The sequence below is a fragment of the Shewanella aestuarii genome, from assembly GCF_011765625.1.
Lineage (GTDB): Bacteria > Pseudomonadota > Gammaproteobacteria > Enterobacterales > Shewanellaceae > Shewanella > Shewanella aestuarii_A.
Genome location: NZ_CP050313.1, coordinates 3958524 through 3977500, shown reverse-complemented (window position 1 = coordinate 3977500; position 18977 = coordinate 3958524). Strand labels below are relative to the sequence as shown.

The 18977-nt window shown below is 42.4% G+C and carries 17 protein-coding genes and 2 rRNA genes (1 of these 19 only partly in view); 13 read left to right on the top strand and 6 right to left on the bottom strand.

Annotation, left to right across the window (positions count from 1 at the left end):
- From HBH39_RS17290 to HBH39_RS17270, 4 genes are all read left to right on the top strand, one after another.
- Positions 1-2044: ribosomal RNA gene (locus HBH39_RS17290) — 23S ribosomal RNA — on the top strand (it extends 848 nt beyond the left edge of the window).
- A gap of 168 nt (positions 2045-2212) precedes the next feature.
- Positions 2213-2328: ribosomal RNA gene (rrf, locus tag HBH39_RS17285) — 5S ribosomal RNA — on the top strand.
- A 494-nt stretch (positions 2329-2822) separates the two neighbouring features.
- Complete coding sequence (locus tag HBH39_RS17275; RefSeq protein WP_167679862.1) at positions 2823-3074, top strand: YkgJ family cysteine cluster protein; 252 nt, start codon at positions 2823-2825, stop codon at positions 3072-3074.
- A 34-nt stretch (positions 3075-3108) separates the two neighbouring features.
- Positions 3109-3564: an Rrf2 family transcriptional regulator gene (locus HBH39_RS17270; RefSeq protein WP_167679861.1), complete on the top strand. Its 456-nt coding sequence runs from the start codon at positions 3109-3111 to the stop codon at positions 3562-3564.
- Here HBH39_RS17270 and HBH39_RS17265 read toward each other — a convergent pair.
- The 4 genes from HBH39_RS17265 to gpmM are packed head-to-tail and all read right to left on the bottom strand — an operon-like array spanning position 3539 to position 8264.
- Entirely contained in the window at positions 3539-4294 is a 756-nt protein-coding gene (locus tag HBH39_RS17265) for a divergent polysaccharide deacetylase family protein (protein WP_167679860.1), read from the bottom strand. The two genes, HBH39_RS17270 and HBH39_RS17265, sit on opposite strands and share 26 nt — an antisense overlap.
- Before the next feature lie 21 nt (positions 4295-4315).
- Entirely contained in the window at positions 4316-5539 is a 1224-nt protein-coding gene (locus HBH39_RS17260) for a S41 family peptidase (protein WP_167679859.1), read from the bottom strand.
- Positions 5540-5575: 36 nt separating this feature from the next.
- Positions 5576-6709: a murein hydrolase activator EnvC family protein gene (locus tag HBH39_RS17255; protein ID WP_167679858.1), complete on the bottom strand. Its 1134-nt coding sequence runs from the start codon at positions 6707-6709 to the stop codon at positions 5576-5578.
- 10 nt (positions 6710-6719) lie between these two features.
- Entirely contained in the window at positions 6720-8264 is a 1545-nt protein-coding gene (gpmM, locus tag HBH39_RS17250) for a 2,3-bisphosphoglycerate-independent phosphoglycerate mutase (protein WP_167679857.1), read from the bottom strand.
- 342 nt (positions 8265-8606) lie between these two features.
- On the opposite strand from gpmM, the gene HBH39_RS17245 reads away from it, so the two are divergent.
- The 4 genes from HBH39_RS17245 (at position 8607) to HBH39_RS17230 (ending at position 12016) form a co-directional block, all read left to right on the top strand.
- On the top strand, positions 8607-9041 hold the full coding sequence (locus tag HBH39_RS17245) for a rhodanese-like domain-containing protein (RefSeq protein WP_167679856.1): 435 nt from the start codon (positions 8607-8609) through the stop codon (positions 9039-9041).
- A gap of 198 nt (positions 9042-9239) precedes the next feature.
- Positions 9240-9722, top strand: coding sequence for a protein-export chaperone SecB (gene secB, locus HBH39_RS17240; RefSeq protein WP_167679855.1), 483 nt, complete (start codon positions 9240-9242; stop codon positions 9720-9722).
- A gap of 3 nt (positions 9723-9725) precedes the next feature.
- Entirely contained in the window at positions 9726-10739 is a 1014-nt protein-coding gene (gpsA, locus tag HBH39_RS17235) for an NAD(P)H-dependent glycerol-3-phosphate dehydrogenase (protein WP_167679854.1), read from the top strand.
- A 92-nt stretch (positions 10740-10831) separates the two neighbouring features.
- Positions 10832-12016 (top strand): NAD(P)/FAD-dependent oxidoreductase, encoded by a 1185-nt coding sequence (locus tag HBH39_RS17230; RefSeq protein WP_167679853.1) that lies wholly within the window; start codon positions 10832-10834, stop codon positions 12014-12016.
- Positions 12017-12050: 34 nt separating this feature from the next.
- Here HBH39_RS17230 and HBH39_RS17225 read toward each other — a convergent pair whose 3' ends face one another.
- Positions 12051-12806 (bottom strand): substrate-binding periplasmic protein, encoded by a 756-nt coding sequence (locus HBH39_RS17225; protein WP_167679852.1) that lies wholly within the window; start codon positions 12804-12806, stop codon positions 12051-12053.
- A 231-nt stretch (positions 12807-13037) separates the two neighbouring features.
- On the opposite strand from HBH39_RS17225, the gene HBH39_RS17220 reads away from it, so the two are divergent.
- The 5 genes from HBH39_RS17220 to HBH39_RS17200 all read left to right on the top strand — a co-directional run bounded on the left by HBH39_RS17220 (position 13038) and on the right by HBH39_RS17200 (position 17330).
- Positions 13038-13286, top strand: coding sequence for a hypothetical protein (locus tag HBH39_RS17220; RefSeq protein ID WP_167679851.1), 249 nt, complete (start codon positions 13038-13040; stop codon positions 13284-13286).
- A 126-nt stretch (positions 13287-13412) separates the two neighbouring features.
- Complete coding sequence (locus HBH39_RS17215) at positions 13413-14729, top strand: anaerobic C4-dicarboxylate transporter (protein WP_167679850.1); 1317 nt, start codon at positions 13413-13415, stop codon at positions 14727-14729.
- A 351-nt stretch (positions 14730-15080) separates the two neighbouring features.
- Positions 15081-15410, top strand: coding sequence for an NlpC/P60 family protein (locus tag HBH39_RS17210; RefSeq protein ID WP_244325703.1), 330 nt, complete (start codon positions 15081-15083; stop codon positions 15408-15410).
- A gap of 69 nt (positions 15411-15479) precedes the next feature.
- On the top strand, positions 15480-16250 hold the full coding sequence (locus HBH39_RS17205) for a hypothetical protein (protein ID WP_167679849.1): 771 nt from the start codon (positions 15480-15482) through the stop codon (positions 16248-16250).
- Between the two features lie 48 nt (positions 16251-16298).
- A complete protein-coding gene (locus HBH39_RS17200) occupies positions 16299-17330 on the top strand; it encodes a LacI family DNA-binding transcriptional regulator (RefSeq protein WP_167679848.1) in 1032 nt (343 codons plus the stop codon).
- 140 nt (positions 17331-17470) lie between these two features.
- On the opposite strand, the gene gtfA is transcribed toward HBH39_RS17200, so the two are convergent.
- Positions 17471-18943, bottom strand: coding sequence for a sucrose phosphorylase (gtfA, locus tag HBH39_RS17195; RefSeq protein WP_167679847.1), 1473 nt, complete (start codon positions 18941-18943; stop codon positions 17471-17473).
- Between the last annotated feature and the right edge of the window lie 34 nt (positions 18944-18977).

Here is an 18977-nt window from a genome sequence, read left to right as displayed (position 1 = left end):
GTAGAGCACTGTTAAGGCTAGGGGGTCATCCCGACTTACCAACCCTTTGCAAACTCCGAATACCAATGAGTACTACTCGGGAGACAGACGGCGGGTGCTAACGTCCGTCGTCAAAAGGGAAACAACCCAGACCGTCAGCTAAGGTCCCAAAGTTATTGCTAAGTGGGAAACGATGTGGGAAGGCTTAGACAGCTAGGATGTTGGCTTAGAAGCAGCCATCATTTAAAGAAAGCGTAATAGCTCACTAGTCGAGTCGGCCTGCGCGGAAGATGTAACGGGGCTAAGCAATACACCGAAGCTACGGGTTTGCACTTAGGTGCAAGCGGTAGAGGAGCGTTCTGTAAGCCGTTGAAGGTGAAGGGGTAACCCACGCTGGAGGTATCAGAAGTGCGAATGCTGACATGAGTAACGATAAAGGGAGTGAAAAACTCCCTCGCCGAAAGACCAAGGGTTCCTGTCCAACGTTAATCGGGGCAGGGTGAGTCGACCCCTAAGGTGAGGCCGAAAGGCGTAATCGATGGGAAACAGATTAATATTTCTGTACTTCCGCTAACTGCGATGGAGAGACGGAGAAGGCTAGGCTAGCGCGGCGTTGGTAGTCCGCGTTTAAGGTAGTAGGCGGTGTTCTTAGGCAAATCCGGGAACACATAACGCTGAGAGCTGATGACGAGTCACTAAGGTGATGAAGTAGTTGATGCCATGCTTCCAGGAAAATCTTCTAAGCTTCAGGTTAGCGGGAATCGTACCCCAAACCGACACAGGTGGTCGGGTAGAGAATACCAAGGCGCTTGAGAGAACTCGGCTGAAGGAACTAGGCAAAATGGTACCGTAACTTCGGGAGAAGGTACGCTCCTGGTGGTGATGAGACTTGCTCTCTAAGCTGCTGGGAGTCGCAGATACCAGGTGGCTGCAACTGTTTATCAAAAACACAGCACTGTGCAAAATCGCAAGATGACGTATACGGTGTGACGCCTGCCCGGTGCCGGAAGGTTAATTGATTGGGTTATCGCAAGAGAAGCTCATGATCGAAGCCCCGGTAAACGGCGGCCGTAACTATAACGGTCCTAAGGTAGCGAAATTCCTTGTCGGGTAAGTTCCGACCTGCACGAATGGCGTAATGATGGCCACGCTGTCTCCAGCCGAGACTCAGTGAAGTTGAAATTGCGGTGAAGATGCCGTATACCCGCGGCTAGACGGAAAGACCCCGTGAACCTTTACTATAGCTTGGCACTGAACATTGACCCTACATGTGTAGGATAGGTGGGAGACTTTGAAGCATGAACGCTAGTTTGTGTGGAGTCGTCCTTGAAATACCACCCTTGTAGTGTTGATGTTCTAACTCTGGCCCCTAATCGGGGTTGAGGACAGTGCCTGGTGGGTAGTTTGACTGGGGCGGTCTCCTCCCAAAGAGTAACGGAGGAGCACGAAGGTTGGCTAAGTACGGTCGGACATCGTACGGTTAGTGCAATGGCATAAGCCAGCTTAACTGCGAGACATACACGTCGAGCAGGTACGAAAGTAGGTCATAGTGATCCGGTGGTTCTGAATGGAAGGGCCATCGCTCAACGGATAAAAGGTACTCCGGGGATAACAGGCTGATACCGCCCAAGAGTTCATATCGACGGCGGTGTTTGGCACCTCGATGTCGGCTCATCACATCCTGGGGCTGAAGTCGGTCCCAAGGGTATGGCTGTTCGCCATTTAAAGTGGTACGCGAGCTGGGTTCAGAACGTCGTGAGACAGTTCGGTCCCTATCTGCCGTGGGCGTTGGATGATTGAAGGGAGCTGCTCCTAGTACGAGAGGACCGGAGTGGACGAACCGCTGGTGTTCGGGTTGTTATGCCAATAGCATTGCCCGGTAGCTACGTTCGGAATCGATAACCGCTGAAAGCATCTAAGCGGGAAGCGAGCCCTAAGATGAGTCATCCCTAGGTCTTTAAGACCTCTAAAGAGCCGTTCGAGACTAGGACGTTGATAGGCATGGTGTGTAAGCGTTGTGAGGCGTTGAGCTAACATGTACTAATGACTCGTGAGGCTTAACCATACAACCCAGATGGGTTTTACTTAAAACGTTCCAGACGTTTAAAGCACTTCCTCCTTCCGTGGAGGTCGTACTGATACTTAGTATTAGGATAAAGCACTTAAGCAGTGTGAACTCAAATCAGCTTTCCGAATTATTATTTAATGCCAAGGCGTTAAATAGACAAATTTGTCTGGAAACCATAGAGCTGTGGTCCCACCTGATCCCATTCCGAACTCAGAAGTGAAACACAGTATCGCCGATGGTAGTGTGGGGTCTCCCCATGTGAGAGTAGGTCATTTCCAGGCGTCAAATAAAGCAAAAAGCCCGTTACTAGCGTAACGGGCTTTTTGCATTTTGATTTTTCATATCGAATAGTGCTTATCAAATGGTAAGTGTCTGGGCAACTACACCTATCGTTTAAAATTCTAGGGTAACAAGCTGTCGATATCCGATGCTGGTTGACACAGTTCATTAAGGTAAGCCAAGATGTAGTCAAATGACGCTAGACTATTTAGCTTTGCGGTTTCTCCTATGTATAAAGTGATCTTCCAGCAAACTATGCACACCATTAATATAAGCAAGTCTCAAATTTTGGCTCATTTTTAATGCTCTGTTTATCGCATCATTCTAGATATTTATCAGGTGAAGCTTTCGTTTTCGCTGGTGCATAATGTTATCTGTGTTTGGGCCTTCTCAGATGTCGTAATGAATATGTCGGGGGTATGCTCCTAGGGTTTTGACCTAAGATTTTAAGTTGCCATTTCCTGTATTTTTGATTTGATATTTTTCCGAGGTTTTTATGAACTGTCGTTTGGGATGTGGTGCTTGTTGTATTGCGCCTTCAATTACCAGTGTGATTCCAGGGATGCCAAATGGTAAACCTGCTGGCATTCGTTGTGTTCAGTTGAGTGATAAAAATTTATGCTTATTATTTGGTTCACCATCACGGCCAGATGTGTGTAGTGAGTTCACTCCCAGTATTGATGTATGTGGAACTTCTGATGAGCAAGCTTTATGGTTGATCACTGAATTAGAATCTTCTACATGTTAATCTAGCATGTCTTTTAGCTATATATGGCTTTGTTATGCAACTAACTCGCTACACAGATTATGGTATTCGTATATTGATGTATCTCGCTGTTCAGCCTGAGCGGGAGGAATTATTTCGTATTTCGGAAATAACGGAAGTATTTAATTTATCATCAAACCATGTGGCAAAAATTATTCATCAACTCGGCAAGCTTGGTTATATAGAAACCTTGCGCGGAAAGAGTGGTGGCTTCAAGTTAGCAATGAGTCCAAATGTGATCTGCATTGGTCAGCTTGTTAGACAGTTAGAGCATTCTTTGTCGCCGGTAAATTGTCAGGAACCGGTATGCCACTTTACGCCTGTTTGCAATTTAAAAGGTGTACTAACTAGGGCTGTAGCGGCTTATTTAGCGGTACTTGATGAGTATAATCTTATTGACATAGTAGGTAATAAAACAGAGTTAATTAGTACTCTTCCTAACCTGTCTATCTCAGTACTTGATTTGAGCTAGTTGGATAAATTCTCGCTATATCAACAGCAAGTAGCTCTGATGTATGCACTAACTCTATACCGTTTGCTTTGAGTCTGGGTAGGTTTGCTGTTAAAAATGCGACAGTCTCAGGGTAAGGATGAGCAATGGCGACTAGGTTACCTTCTTGCTTAGCAAATTGGATTATTTGCTTAAATTGTTTTTCAAGAGCTTGGTGATGAACATCATTGTCTAAAAACACCTGTCTTTGCAGTAATGGAACACCCACATCTCTGGCTGCTGTACTTGCTTTACTGTAGCTGGTTGTCACGCTATCAACAAAGTAGGCTTGCTGTATTTTTAAACTCTGCATAACCCATTGCATTGGCTCTGTTAATTGGGTTAACAAACTGCCCATATGATTATTAGCTCCACGAGCAAAGGGTATGTTGTTAAATGCTGATGTTATCTCACTTTTAACTTGCTCCTCGCTCATATCGTTAGTCAGTCCCCCTGGTCCAAGTTCATTACCGCTTAACGCTTGCATTGGAATATGCAGCATTATTTCGTGGCCTTTTTGATGTCCAGCTAATGCTAATCTTTGGCCTAGTGGGGTATGTGGTAATACTGATAAAGTGATGCTGGGTGGGAGAGACAGCACAGCTTCATCGGTTTGACGATACCCAATATCGTCAATGATGATCGCTAAGTTGGCTGCATATAATGGAGATAAACAGACTAATTGTAATATTATAAATAAGAAAAATCGCACGATGTTATTAGATTTATATGTCTATTCTTGTTGAGGTTCTCGGTGATTAAACCACTTTATAGCTGAGTCTATTTGTTGGTCGTAATCTTGTTCAAGCATATTATGTGAATCGATTATAGACATATTGTTGTCTTCTGTGACAGCAGAAATTGCAATTTTTATGTCTGGCTCGATACCTATGCTGTTAATGTTGTTACCATTAGGGGTGTTACATTGGGCTATAGTCAGCTTTATTGCATTGCTTTGCCCTAACATGGGGATAAGGCTTTGTACTGTGCCTTTACCGAAGCTAGTTTCACCTATTAATATTGCGCGCTGGTTTTCTTGTAGGGCGGCGGCCAATACTTCTGAGGCAGAGGCTGATCCCTTATTAATTAGTACTACCATAGGCAGGCCAGTGAATATGTTGGCTGCCGATGCATAATAATCTTCATTGGCATCAAAAAATCGCCCTGATGTAGACACAATTCTACCTTTGGATAAAAATAGGTCTGCAATTTGAACGGCTTGATCTAATAAACCGCCTGGATTATTTCGGATATCTAAAATAATTCCTTTTAAGGGTAAGTGTTGCCATGCTGCGGCTTGTTGTGCAATGGCTTCAGTTGCATCTTCTTGAAAATTTGTGAGGTGAATATAGCCAATATTGTCTGCGATGATTTCACTATTAATTGATTCAATATGAATGGTATCTGGCTGTAAAAAAACCTCTTTAATTACATCAGTGTTAGCTGGCTTTAAGGTCAAGCTAATAGCTTGGTTGTTGATACTGTGTCGCCGAATGTCAGTTAAAATACCTTGTAAGTTTTGCGCATTTACTTGGGTGTGATTAAAGCTGAGAATTGTATCACCAGGTTTGATATTCGCTCGCTCTGCTGGGGAGTTTTTAAAAGGTGTAATAATGGTAATTTGGCCATTATCTGATGCAACCTCAAAGCCAAAGCCAAAATACTCCCCTTGGCTGGATTCTGTGATAGCTTGAAAATCTTGCTGATTTAAAAACACGGAGTAGGGATCTAGTTCGGTAAATATGCCATTAATTGCAGCATGAATAAGTTGTTGCCTGTCGACCTTATCGACATAGTAGGTTTCGATTGTATCAATCACATCCATCAGTAAAGGGTAGTCATAATCTTGATATAGTGGTCGAATTTGTTGTGTGTGCTCTGAGCTAGATAAGCTGATAGAAAGTGCCGTACAAACACCAAGGACAAAACAGCCAATATTACGGATAGTATGATGCATAACTGCCCCTTCATTTATGGGCAGTTGGCTCGATAATCAGCGGCAGTATTTCGCCGGATCGACAGCTTGCCCTTTATGTCTTATCTCAAAGTATAGGCTAGGTTCTGTCTGTCCACCCGAGCGACCGACTAAAGCGATAGATTCGCCATCTTTTACCGTGTCACCGGCTTCTTTAAATAGCGTTTGTGCGTGACCATATAAACTCATATAGCCTTCACCATGGTCGACAACCATTAACATGCCAAAACCACGCAACCAATCAGAATAAATGACTTTGCCAGCTGCAACCGCTTTAATATTTTGGCCTTCAGGGGCGTTTAATATTGTTCCGTTCCATGTAATTTTACCTGAACGAGTGCTGCCAAAACGGGCACTAACTTTACCTTTGGTTGGCCACTTTAGTTTACCGCGCAAATTGGCTAATCCATTCATGCTTGGGTTAGATTTAGCGGCAATGACAGCTTGATCAACAATATGCTTTAAACTGGCTTCTTCTATTTGTAATTGTTCAAGTTGGGCACCTTTATCTGATAGGGTGCGTTGAATTTGGGTTAAGGTTTTTTGGCGTTGTTCTTGCTCATTGGTAAGCTGTTTTGCTTGTTGCTGCTGGTTAATCATCACAGCGTTCAGTTCTTGCTGCTTGGTGAGTTGCTGTTGCTGAATTTTTTCTAGTTGTTCGCTGGTATGCTTGAGCTCAGTGATGGCTTTGATACGTGCATTATTCAAATATTGGTAATAGGCCAGCATACGTTCGATGGTTGACGGTGTCTGCTGATTTAACAGCATTTTGCTGTAATCATGATTTCCTGCCAAATAGGCGCTTGATAGCTGTTTGGATAACGTTTGTTGTTGGCCTGTTTTGCGTTTGTTTAGTTCAATTTGTTGCTTATCAAGTTCGGCGAGCTGTTTATTAATCTGCTGAAGAGATGCTTTTGATTCGGTAACTTTTTGAGCTGCCTTAGCAATGGCTTGCTCATCTTTCTTGAGTAAAGCGATTAACTTTTCACGTTGTTTGGATGTATTTTTTAAATCATTTTGCTGCGCACTTATTTGAGCTTGAATAGATTTAAGCTCAGATTGACGCTGATTAAGATCGGCCGCAAAGGCTTGGAATGAGATGATTATAAAGCCAGCAAATATGCTGGCTTTAACAAACAAACGTGTACTCACAGGTAATTCATTACTCTTTTAAGTCGATGATGCTGTGGCCTGTCATTTCAGCTGGCACACTGTCACCCATCAAGGTTAACATTGTTGGCGCAATATCACATAAGCGACCGTTATCCTTGATAGTAGCATCACGACCGACATAGATGAAAGGAACTAATTCACTGGTATGTGCGGTATGTGCTTGGCCTGTTATTGGGTCTGTCATTTGTTCGGCATTACCATGGTCGGCAGTAATGATACATTCGCCGCCAACTTTACCTAATGCTTCAACAACACGTCCAATGCACGCATCGACAGCCTCACAGGCTTTAACTGCGGCATCAAACTTACCAGTATGACCAACCATATCACCATTAGGATAATTACAAATAATGACGTCATACTCAGTAGATTCAATGGCGGCAACCAGTTTGTCGGTTAACTCTGTTGAGTTCATTTCTGGTTGTAAGTCATACGTTGCCACTTTTGGAGACTCAATCAAAATACGATCTTCACCTTCAAATGGGGTTTCTTTGCCGCCATTAAAGAAGAAGGTAACGTGAGCATATTTTTCAGTTTCAGAAATGCGTAACTGCTTTTTACCCAGTTTTTGTAGTGTTTCACCTAAAGTGTTAACTAGATTGTCTGAAGGGTAGGCAATGGCAGCATTAATATCGGCTGCATACTCAGTTAACATAACAAAGTTAATTGTAGGGGTTTTAGCCCGAACAAAGCCATCAAAATCAGGGTTAACGAAGCTACGGGTAATTTGACGAGCACGGTCTGCGCGGAAATTCATAAAAATTAGCGCATCATTGTCATTCAATGTCGCAGCATTACCTTGATCATCAATAATCGCTGAAGCGGCAACAAACTCATCATTTTCATCGCGGGCGTAAGCGGCTTCTAGTGCACTAACCGCATCGGTATATTCAAACTTACTTTTACCTTCTGTGATGAGCTCGTATGTTTGGCTAACACGATCCCAGCGATTATCACGATCCATCGCATAATAACGACCAATAAGTGAGGCAACGCGTCCTGTACCTAGATTTTCAAATAGCTCTGTAAAATGAGCCAAACTACCTTTAGCGCTTCTTGGTGGTGTATCGCGGCCATCTAAAAAGGCATGTAAGTATACTTGCTTGGCGCCGCGGGCCACAGCCATACGACACATTGCTTCAATATGCTCTTCATGGCTGTGTACGCCACCAGGTGACAATAAACCCATAATGTGCACCGCGCCATTGGCTGCAATTGCTTTATCAACGGCTTCGCATAGTGCAGGGTTTTTATCAAACTCTTTATCGGCAATCGCTTTGCTGATGCGAGTTAACTCTTGGTAAACAATACGGCCTGAACCAATATTGATATGACCCACTTCAGAATTACCCATTTGGCCATCAGGTAAACCCACATCAAGCCCCGAACCTGAAATTAAGCTGTTGGCGTAAGTGGCGGTTAACTTATCTAAAACCGGTGTATTAGCATGAAAAATCGCATTATCTTGCGTGTTTTCACGATAGCCCCAGCCATCAAGAATAAGTAATGCCAGCGGACGTTTAGTTGTCGTCATGGTAGAACCCTTAAATTATTAAAAGATGAAATTAAAAAACGAAATTGAATGAATATTACTACTTATTGCCTGCGGGAAATAGACCTTGGATAGATATGATATTAGCAGGTGATAAATTTTCATTAATCTAGTCATAATGCATAATGAGCAAGTTGTTATGCATGCCATTGTAAAACATGATGTTCAACATCATGTTAATGGCTGGTTAGACGTTATGAGTTTTGACGGTTAATTTTTCATTATCTTGTGTTAACAGACGTATTCTCGGTGCTGTATCTTGATGTTGTTTGGTATATACTCTTGGCCTAATTTATTTAGCGCAAAGCGTTATGGGCCTTGAATATGCAAGAATATATGGAATTTTTTAAAGCCAACCCAATGTTGTCATTGGCTTGGGTGGGTTTATTTGTAGCTTTGATTGTGACCGTGTTCAAATCAAGTACATCAAAAGTGAAGAATGTGAATCATCAAGAACTCACCTTGATGGTTAACAAGCAAGACGCAAAAGTAGTTGATGTGCGCTCTAAAGAAGAGTTTAAAAAAGGTCACATTGTTGATGCATTAAATGTGACTATGTCTGAAATCAAAAATAATCAGACAACAAGTCTTGAAAAGTATAAAACCAGCCCCATTATAGTAGTATGTAATGCTGGCATGACATCTGCGCAAGCCGCTGAACTTCTTGTTAAACAAGGGTTCGAAAACATCCATAACCTTAAAGGTGGCATGGGTGAGTGGCAATCGGCAAATATGCCCGTAGTGAAAAGCAAAAGGTAGTCAGTTAACGACTTGTAATGATGCAGTTTATTGGCTGCATCATTAACATATTGGTCCTACTTGCGATATCAGCTTTTTAAGTTTTAAGCGGTGAGATCGAATTTAGAGGGGCAGCGAGTTAATCAATCGCTCAAGTTACCCCATCACAGTAATTAGTTTCATAGAAAAACTAAAATAACATTTTATAGGTAGGAAATTATGGCTGAAGAAGTAGCAAACAACGAAGCAAACGTCCCACAATTCAACATTCAGCGCGTATATACAAAGGATTTGTCTTTTGAAACGCCAAACAGCCCTGCAGTTTTCCAAAAAGAATGGACTCCAGAAGTTAAATTAGACTTAGATACTCGTAGTGCTAAATTGTCTGATGACACATATGAAGTGGTTTTATCATTAACTGTTACCGCTAAAAATGGCGAAGAAACAGCTTTCCTTTGTGAAGTGCAGCAAGCCGGTATTTTCTCTATCTCTGGTTTAACTGAACAACAGTTAGCACATTCTTTAGGCGCATACTGTCCTAATGTATTATTCCCATATGCTCGTGAAACAGTTGCAAGCTTAGTGGCTCGTGGTACTTTCCCACAGTTAAACTTAGCGCCAGTTAACTTTGATGCGCTATTTGCACAATATGTTCAGCAACGCCAAGCAGCTGCACAAGCGCCTGCTGAAGCAAACGCATAATATATGAATAGCACTGCCGAAATAACGGTTTTAGGGGCGGGGTCTTATGGCACCGCCCTTGCCATTTCTTTAGCAAGCAATGGCCATAAAACTCTACTTTGGGGCCATGATCCTAAGCACATGCAAGCCCTGACTGAGTCACGAAGCAATCAAGCATATCTGCCAGGGATTCAGTTTCCTGATTGCTTGCAGATTGAAGCAGATCTTAAAGTCGCATTAGCGGCAAGTAAGAACATCTTGGTTGTGGTGCCCAGCCATGTATTTGGTGATGTTCTAAAACAAGCTAAGCCGTTATTACGCAGTGATGCTAGGATTGTTTGGGCAACGAAAGGCTTAGAGCCTGAAACCGGTCGCCTATTGCAAGATGTTGCGCGTGAACAATTGGGTGAGCAATATCCCTTAGCGGTTTTGTCTGGGCCTACATTTGCTAAAGAGCTTGCCGCAGGATTACCAACGGCTATTTCGGTTGCTGGCACTTGCCCGCAGTTTACTCATGATCTAGTTGAGTTATTGCATAGCCCTAAGCGTCTACGAGTTTATGCCAATGATGATTTTACCGGCCTACAGTTAGGCGGAGCCGTTAAAAATGTTATCGCGATTGGTGCGGGTATGTCAGACGGCATTGGCTTTGGCGCCAATGCACGAACAGCATTAATTACCCGAGGTTTAGTTGAGCTTTCTCGCTTAGGCGCAGCATTAGGAGCAGATCCATCCACCTTTATTGGTATGGCTGGCTTAGGGGATTTAGTGTTAACTTGCACCGATAACCAGTCGCGTAATCGCCGCTTTGGTTTGGCTCTTGGTCAAGGTAAAGATGTTAATACCGCCCAAGATGAAATCGGCCAAGTGGTTGAAGGTTATCGTAATACTAAAGAGGTGTTTACTTTAGCCGCTCGCCTAGGGGTAGAAATGCCAATCACTGAGCAAATTTATCAAGTGCTTTACCAAGGTAAAGCTCCGGTTGAAGCCGCTAAAGAGCTTTTAAGTCGCGATAAAAAGTCTGAAACCTTAAAGTAGCTCGACATTATCAAAGTCAAATAAAGGGTGCTAAAATAGCGCCCTTTTTTATGGCTAACATTTAACCTAAATGGTCGATTTGGAGTATTAGCGTGAAACATCATGATGTCATCATTATCGGCGCGGGTGCCGCAGGATTAATGTGTGCCGCCACTGCCGGCTACAGAGGTCGTGATGTATTAGTGCTGGATAATGCCAAACAGGCGGGGCGCAAAATATTAATTAGCGGTGGCGGCCGTTGTAACTTTACTAATCAAAAAGTTGAGCCGCATCAGTTTATCTGCGGCAATCCGCACTTTGTTAAATCAGCCATAGCAAGATACCGTTCAACTGACTTTATTGAGTTAGTTGAGCGACATGGTATTGAATACCATGAGCGAGACCATGGCCAGCTATTCTGTAATGACTCAGCTAAAGAGATAGTGACCATGCTGCTCACTGAATGTGAATGGGCTGGTGTCAGTATTAAACTACGCACAGATATAACCCGTGTTAATAAAACGGATAGTGGCCAATTTACATTGTCGACTTCAAATGGCGATTTAAGTTGTGATTCGTTAGTTATCGCAACCGGTGGATTATCTATGCCCAAATTGGGTGCCACCCCATTTGGTTATCATATTGCCGAACAATTTGGTCTTAAAGTATTGCCAACCTACGCTGGGCTCGTGCCTTTTACATGGCACAGTGAACAAAAACAAAAGTTTGAGTCTTTATCGGGGATTGCGGTGCCGAGTACGATTACCGCCAAAGATGGCACTCAGTTTACTGAGGCATTGCTGTTTACTCATCGTGGCTTATCTGGCCCAGCTGTGCTGCAAATTTCTAACTATTGGAAGCCCGGTGAGACCATTTCAATCAACTTATTACCTTCTGAAAATGCACTAGAAAAAATAGAACTTGCATTGCAGCATCACCCCAAACAAAGTTTACGCAATACCCTAAGTCATTGGTTGCCTAAACGCTTGATTGAAGCATTATTTGAAGCTCCCCAGCTTGATAAAGCGCTCAACCAGCTTGGACATGGCGAGCGTGAACACATCGCCAATGCCTTAAATGATTGGCAACTGATGATGAATGGCACAGAAGGTTATCGTACCGCAGAAGTTACCTTAGGCGGGGTTGACACCAATGAACTGTCATCAAAAACCATGGAAGCTAAAAACGTCTCAGGACTTTATTTTATTGGTGAGGTAATGGACGTAAGTGGTTGGTTAGGAGGGTTTAATTTTCAATGGGCATGGTCATCTGGCGTGGCTGCAGGTATGGCGGTTTAGTGATTTTACCCAAATATATTCGAAATTGTGCCAGCTAATTTGATGTAAAACGGCAGGCTTGAGTGTGTTGATTAAAGGCATCAAGAAACTGCGGGTTTTGTTTTAAAAATTGATCACCAAAGTAAACGCCCAATGGTTTCTCGATGTTATTTACCACGTTAAACTCTGATATGGGTATTCCGGCTCTATCAATGGCGACTTGGAAAAGCAGGGAGTTTTCCATAATTGCGCCAATTCGTTTTTTTTGTAGCAAGGGAATTAATTCATCTAAGTTTGTGGTTTCGTATATTACTTTATAGCCATTTTTATTGAGCCAATAGCTCGTATTTGAATGCAGTCGACTACCAAATTCAACATTGGTTTTTATGGATTCAGCATCTAGTGGCGTGATGAAGTCTTTAGCTAGAAAAAACTGCCACTTTTGTTCAATAAATGTGTTTGATAACTTGGCGTACGTGTCACGATGATTATTTTGTGATGCAGCAAAAAATCCATCATAAACGTTTGTTTTCACATCATGTTGCGCGCGCCCCCAAGGCAAAAATATTATCTTATAAGGTTGCTCTAAGCGTTTCATTACGCAATCAAGTGCTTCAATGGCAAAGCCTGAATGATAATTACCATGATTAATTTGATAAGGCGGCCATTCTTGGGTCGTGATGGTAACGGTTTTGTTTACCACAGCAGCCATAGCGATTTGGATAACAAACAAGCTGGTTAAACATAAACCAATGAATAGCAGTAACACTTGTTGTTGAATGCGAACTTGCCAAGTTGCTAATAGATTCATTTACCACCACATTAATAAGCGTTGTCAGCCCTTGTTAAGGTTAGTCTATGCTAAGGGGAAGTCAAAAACCGCCACCTTAATCCTTGAGTTCGCTATTGTGGTAATTATTTATGTTTGAGTGGGAACTTTAGTCACTATCGACTATCGAACATAATGTATTTAATCGTGCAAAGGTGTCTGTCTGCCAGCGCAACTCGTGCTCACGGGTTAATTCATATTTAAGGAAGAATAATGATGAAAATGAAGTGTCTAGTAAGCGTTGGTTTAGTTGTACTTTTTTGCACGGGTTGCTCACATTTGGCCAGTCGAGGCTTGTGTCACTCGCAAACAGACGCTATTGGAAATGCAGAAAAATCAGAGTGTCGAGCTGATGTCGAACAATCGATACGTGATTATAAAAAAGATAAACAGCGTCGCCATGACGAAGATACCACTGAACAGCTAAATCGAGCGTTAGAGTCATCTCTTAGTAAACAATAGTGTTTGATTGCTCACAATTTTATTCAATAGTTTATCCCTTTAATTCATAGCTTGATTTTGGTCACTTTTTGACACTTTTCTTGTGATATACCAAGGTTTCAAATTATTAAATGTTGATACCAAGCCATGTTTTATATTCATATGCTTTTATTGCTCAGCGTGATTTTTGTCGGGATTAAACACGGCGGAATTGCGTTTGGTTTGCTGGGCGGATTAGGGGTTTCTGTTCTCGCGTTTGTGTTTGGTATTGCGCCAGGCACACCACCAATTAGCGTAATGTTGATTATTCTTGCTGTGGTGGCGGCTTCTGCTACGTTAGAAGCAACTGGCGGCCTAAAGTTACTGGTTAATTATGCTGAGCGCTTATTGCGCAAACACCCGGAACATATCGTATTTCTTGGCCCTTTATGTACATACTCATTAACCGTTTTAGTGGGTACCGGGCACTCGGTATATCCTTTATTACCAGTTATTTACGATGTGGCTTACAAAAAAGGAATTCGTCCTGAACGTCCACTAGCGATAGCCACTGTTGCGTCTCAAATGGGGATTACAGCTAGCCCAATTGCAGCGGCTGCAGCGGTCGTGATTGCGACTGCGGTTGATAATAATCTTGATATTGGCTTAGTGGATGTATTGATGGTAACCATTCCATCAACTTTAATTGGTGTGCTGGTGGGCAGTGCTTGGAGCTTACATCGCGGTAAAGATCTCGATAAGGATGAGGTGTTTCAAGCGCGATTAGCCGATCCAGAGTTTAAGAATTCTTTGATTGATGAAGATATTGAGGGTGGGCAAACACCTGAATCGGCCTCAATGGCTAAAAGAGGCTTAATAGTCTTTTTATTGGGAATTTTGTCAGTCATTTTGATTGCGATGTTTAGCAAGCAAGTCTTACCCGATGGCGTGAAAATGTCGGTGGCGATTCAATTTATGATGTTGTCAGTTGGTGGTATTATTTTGCTGGCGACAAATGTTTCTCCGAAAAAAATTGTTCATAGCAATGTGTTTGTTGCTGGTATGACGGCTGTGATAATTATTTTTGGTATTGCTTGGATGAGCGACACCATTATCGGGCATCATAAAACGTTTTTAGTGGCGGCAGTTAGCGACATTGTTAACGTGTATCCGTGGACCTTTGCGATTGCAATGTTTGTGGTGTCGATTTTTCTTAAAAGTCAGGCCGCGGTATTAACCATTATGTTGCCTTTGGGTTTTTCTTTAGGGATTCCTGCGCCAGTGTTAATTGGTGTTTTACCGGCATGTTACGCTTACTTTTTCTTTCCATTTTACCCAAGCGATCTTGCGGCAATTAGCTTTGATAGAACCGGCACAACGAGTATCGGTAAGTATGTTTTAAATCATAGCTTTATTGTTCCAGGGTTTATTGGTGTGATAACGGCGACTGTGATTGGTTACTTTATTTCAATCACCATTAATTGATAAATAGTGAGTGAAAAAATGGCAACCTATGGGTTGCCATTTTTGTTGCTGTTTAGTAATTCTTTGTACTTTGGGTTTGGTATACAGATATAAAGCCATTTTATTTCATCACTAAAGCGTTTATTGTTTAATCAATACTCTAGAAAGTGATGGCAGTCGCTATAAGTGAGGGCAGATTAATTTGATGAAACAAAGTTGTGTTTTTGGTTTTTGCTTATTTTTGGCAGCTTGTGCAAGTCAGCCACCACTTGTGGTTGATGATGTCGCTAAACCCGCTGTTATGCCCAAATTAATCCCTCAGCTAGAATCATCTAATTGGACAGAATCTAATTTACAAGAATTTCATTCAAAGTGGCAGGGCACGCCTTATCGTTTGGGGGGATCAGTAAGCAGGGCGTCGATTGCTCGGGGTTTGTATATCTTGCTTATTTGGACATAGTGGGTGAAAAATTACCTCGCACCGTGATTGCTCAGCGAGATCTGGGTAAAACCGTGCCAAGAAATCTACTGCAAGTAGGTGATTTGGTGTTCTTTAAAACAACAAATCGCACTCGTCATGTGGGCATTTATATGGGTGATGAAACCTTTCTGCATGCCTCAACTAAAAAAGGGGTGATCATCTCTAGTTTGAATAATCCCTATTGGGCCTCGAAATATAAAATGGCAAAACGTTTGCATTAAAAGTGTTTCTATTGGGATGTAGCGGTAAACTCATCGTTACTTAGATTAAAAGGTAAAAGGGATCTTATCGTGAAAAAAATCATTCTATTTGGCATATTGGCGATTATTTTAGCAATAGGCGCTGGTGTATATTGGTTATTTGCTAATTTAAACGACATTGTTAAAGCGCAGGTTGAAAAGCAAGGCAGTCATTTTTTACAAACGCCCGTCAGTTTAGCCAGTGTGGATTTACAGCCCTTAAAAGGTTATGGCGATTTGAAAGGTTTTGCGATACAAAACCCGGATGGGTATAGCGACAATAGTGCCTTTGCCTTTGATGAGATCAAGCTTGATATTGACGTTAAAAGTGTTAGCCAGCAGCCGTTTGTAATGAATGAGTTATTGGTGTCTGGGCCTAGCGTATTATTTGAATTGAGTGCCGATGGTAAAAATAACTTAACGGTTTTAAAAGATAATCTAAGTGCTCAATTACCTAAATCTTCCCAGCCAGAGCCTGAAGCCTCCTCTGACAAACAAGCTCCATCCAGCTCAACAGAGCCGTTTTTAGTGGCGGTAAACAAAGTCACTATTGAAGGGGTTAAGCTGACTTTAGATATGAGCGCCATGGGGTATGAAGCCTATCAGTTAACTTTACCAGCATTTAATGCCGATCCAGTTGGTATGCCTAATGGATTACCAGCCGAACAAGTGGGCGGAGCGATTGTAAAATCCATGTTGGATAACATTATTAAGCAAGCTAAAAAAGCGGTTGAAGATAAAATAAAGCAACGCGCCAGAGAAGAAGTAAAGCTACGAGCAGATAAAGAACTAGGTGGTTTGCTTGAAAAGCAGGGTAATTAAGTTCGCACGAGAGTAAAACATGCTAGCCGATTGTGGTAAGGGAAAATGATGAGTAATGGAAAAACGTGGACATTAAAAAGTATTGCTCAAGAGTTGGGGGTGTCGAATGCGACTGTTTCCAATGCTTTTAATCGCCCTGATCAGCTATCAGAAAAGCGACGAGTAGAAATTTTGGCTGCCTGCAACAAATTAGGATATTTTGGGCCAAATAAAGCCGCTCAGTCGTTGCGTAAAGGTAAATTTAACACCATCGCGTTAGTGCTTTCTGACAGTGTAGCTTATATGGTGTCAGATCCGGTTGCGAGTCGTTTTATGAAAGGTGTTGCGGCCGAATTAGAGCAGCACAAAGTCAACCTGCTGTTGTTTTCAGGTAGTGCTGAAAGTGTTAATGACGTTATTGATTTTGTTGATGGTTTTATCTGTTATGGCCGCCCTCGCAATAGCGCTTTAGTTGGGCAACTAAAGCAAGTGAAAAAGAAAGTGGTGACAGTTGATTTTAACATTCACCGTAGCGCTTCTGTTGAAGTTGATAATCAAACTAGCGCTTATGATGTCGCTAAGTTAGCAATTCATTCTGAACAAGATCAGTTAGCTATTTTGGGGTTACGGCTACTGGATACCTCACTCATTTGCCGTGTGTATGATATCCATCAGATGGAAATTGATACCTCTGTCGCACATCAACGCTTACAAGGTTATCTAGATGCCATTGCAGATAGCCATGCAACATTAGGCAATGACCGAATTTGGAATATACCTGAAAGTAATGTTGAGCTTGCTGCCATTGCCGCCAAAGAGGCCCTTAGTTGTAATCCTCGTCCCAATGTTTTTTTGTGCATGAGTGATTTGATTGCCTTAACTGTGATGAGCGAAGCACAGCAATTAGGCTTACGAGTACCTGAAGACGTGCGAATTGTTGGTTTTGATGGCATTGATGAAGCATTGCGCTCTGTGCCACCATTAACCACAGTTTATCAACACTCTGAAAGCAAGGGGCGTAAGGCGGCCGAGATGTTTATGGCTGATGCTCATCATGCAGAGGTGTTAGATTATGAACTTATTCGTGGTGGTAGTTGCTAGGGAAGTACAATAGGCGATTATTATAGCAATCGCCAATTTTTATTGCGGTTGGTATTATGGCTTCTCATAACACAAAGCCCCATTTAGCTTAGCTAAATGGGGCTTGATTGTTTTTGGCGGTGCGAATTAACGTATCACGACTAATTTACTAATAAAGAGTCGAGTTCAATACGGCGGTTACTGCCTTGTTCCGTAAGCTCAATAACCGCTTGTTTAGTGGTGAAGTTGACACTTAATGTTGCGGAATCCTGCTGCAATTGCCAGTGTAATTTAAGCTCACTGTGCGCCGCTTGCATTGAAAACTCACCGTTAAACGCTGGGCTGTTATTGCGTAATGCAATTAATTGGCACAGACCTTTAACAAAAGGTTTTTGCATTGCAGCCTGAATATCCTGTTTATTGAGATAAGGACGGTTAATATCTCTGCCGACTTGAGTATCGCTAAGGAGTTTCATGGCATTTGGGGTAGCAAATAAGCCTGCGTAGTAGACTTGTGGGATCCCCGGTGCAAAGAATTGTATTGCTCTGGCAATCAGGTAGTCTAAATCTTGTTGTCCAAGTGCGTCGTAATAAGTGCTGTTAATTTGATATAAATCGACATTATTTGCCGCCGCACCTGTTGCTTGCAGGCTTTCACCTTTGGTGTTGGCGTGAATAGTTTCAACCAGTGAGTCAATTTGCGCTGCAGTTAATAATCCCGCTTTACCATCAATTGGGCCTACATCAATAATGCCAATACCGTCGTGAGTATCAAGCACTGTGACACAGTTGCGCGGTGCAATGGTTAACCAATGCTGTAAAGCGCTGACATCTTTGCTAAATAGGGTGTGCAAGATCAGCGGCGGTAGGGCGAAGTCATAAACCATATCGACTTTTCTGGCCACTTCAACTTGCGTTAGATGGTGGGTATGAATTTCAGCTAAGGTTGTCATGCCTTTAGCATTAGCTTGCTTGGCGAGTTGGTCAATAAAATCGAATGATTCTTTAATCATAAAACAACTGGTGCCAGGTTTTTTTATGGCATAGCCAGCAGCGTCTAAACGGATAAGATTAACTTTACTGTCTTCAAAATGTTGCAGCACATTTGCTAAATAAGCTTGACCCGCTTCCGAGTGGACATTGATATCAATTTGATTCGCGGTGAAGGTTGTCCAAAAGTCGACTTTACTGCCATCAGCTAAGCTGTATTCGGTGAAGAAACTACCAGGGCGAGGGCGGTAAATTTTCTTTCTGTCGCTTTCGCTTAGTCCATTTGGAAATACACTTTCTTTGGTGAGAAATAAATCCCAGTAGGCTGACGCTTTACCCTTAGCAAGGACGTCTTTAAATTCTTTAGATTGAGCCGACATATGGTTAACGATGAGATCTGCCATAATGTCGTAGTCTTCGCCAATATTTTTGACATCGTTCCAGTCGCCTAAGCGTTGATCTACCTGTACATGATCGATTGGGTCAAATCCTGCATCGCTGCCATCGATAGGAAAATAAAAGGGTAACAGATGCACTCCACCAAACAGGGTGTCGAGCTCGTTATCGAGGATTTGTTTTAGCTCTTGCAAGCCCGAGGGCGCAATGCGATCTACATAGGTGATCAACTGAACTTGATTTTTCATATCTGCACTCACTCAAAATAAAAAATTAAAAAAA

What these genes read in the sequence shown, in the direction of transcription:
- HBH39_RS17275 (WP_167679862.1), top strand. Translation starts at nt 2,823, where the DNA reads ATGAACTGTCGTTTGGGATGTGGTGCTTGTTGTATTGCGCCTTCAATT.
- HBH39_RS17270 (WP_167679861.1), top strand. Translation starts at nt 3,109, where the DNA reads ATGCAACTAACTCGCTACACAGATTATGGTATTCGTATATTGATGTAT.
- HBH39_RS17260 (WP_167679859.1), bottom strand. Translation starts at nt 5,539, where the DNA reads ATGCATCATACTATCCGTAATATTGGCTGTTTTGTCCTTGGTGTTTGT.
- gpmM (WP_167679857.1), bottom strand. Translation starts at nt 8,264, where the DNA reads ATGACGACAACTAAACGTCCGCTGGCATTACTTATTCTTGATGGCTGG.
- HBH39_RS17245 (WP_167679856.1), top strand. Translation starts at nt 8,607, where the DNA reads ATGCAAGAATATATGGAATTTTTTAAAGCCAACCCAATGTTGTCATTG.
- secB (WP_167679855.1), top strand. Translation starts at nt 9,240, where the DNA reads ATGGCTGAAGAAGTAGCAAACAACGAAGCAAACGTCCCACAATTCAAC.
- gpsA (WP_167679854.1), top strand. Translation starts at nt 9,726, where the DNA reads ATGAATAGCACTGCCGAAATAACGGTTTTAGGGGCGGGGTCTTATGGC.
- HBH39_RS17225 (WP_167679852.1), bottom strand. Translation starts at nt 12,806, where the DNA reads ATGAATCTATTAGCAACTTGGCAAGTTCGCATTCAACAACAAGTGTTA.
- HBH39_RS17220 (WP_167679851.1), top strand. Translation starts at nt 13,038, where the DNA reads ATGATGAAAATGAAGTGTCTAGTAAGCGTTGGTTTAGTTGTACTTTTT.
- HBH39_RS17215 (WP_167679850.1), top strand. Translation starts at nt 13,413, where the DNA reads ATGTTTTATATTCATATGCTTTTATTGCTCAGCGTGATTTTTGTCGGG.
- HBH39_RS17200 (WP_167679848.1), top strand. Translation starts at nt 16,299, where the DNA reads ATGAGTAATGGAAAAACGTGGACATTAAAAAGTATTGCTCAAGAGTTG.
- gtfA (WP_167679847.1), bottom strand. Translation starts at nt 18,943, where the DNA reads ATGAAAAATCAAGTTCAGTTGATCACCTATGTAGATCGCATTGCGCCC.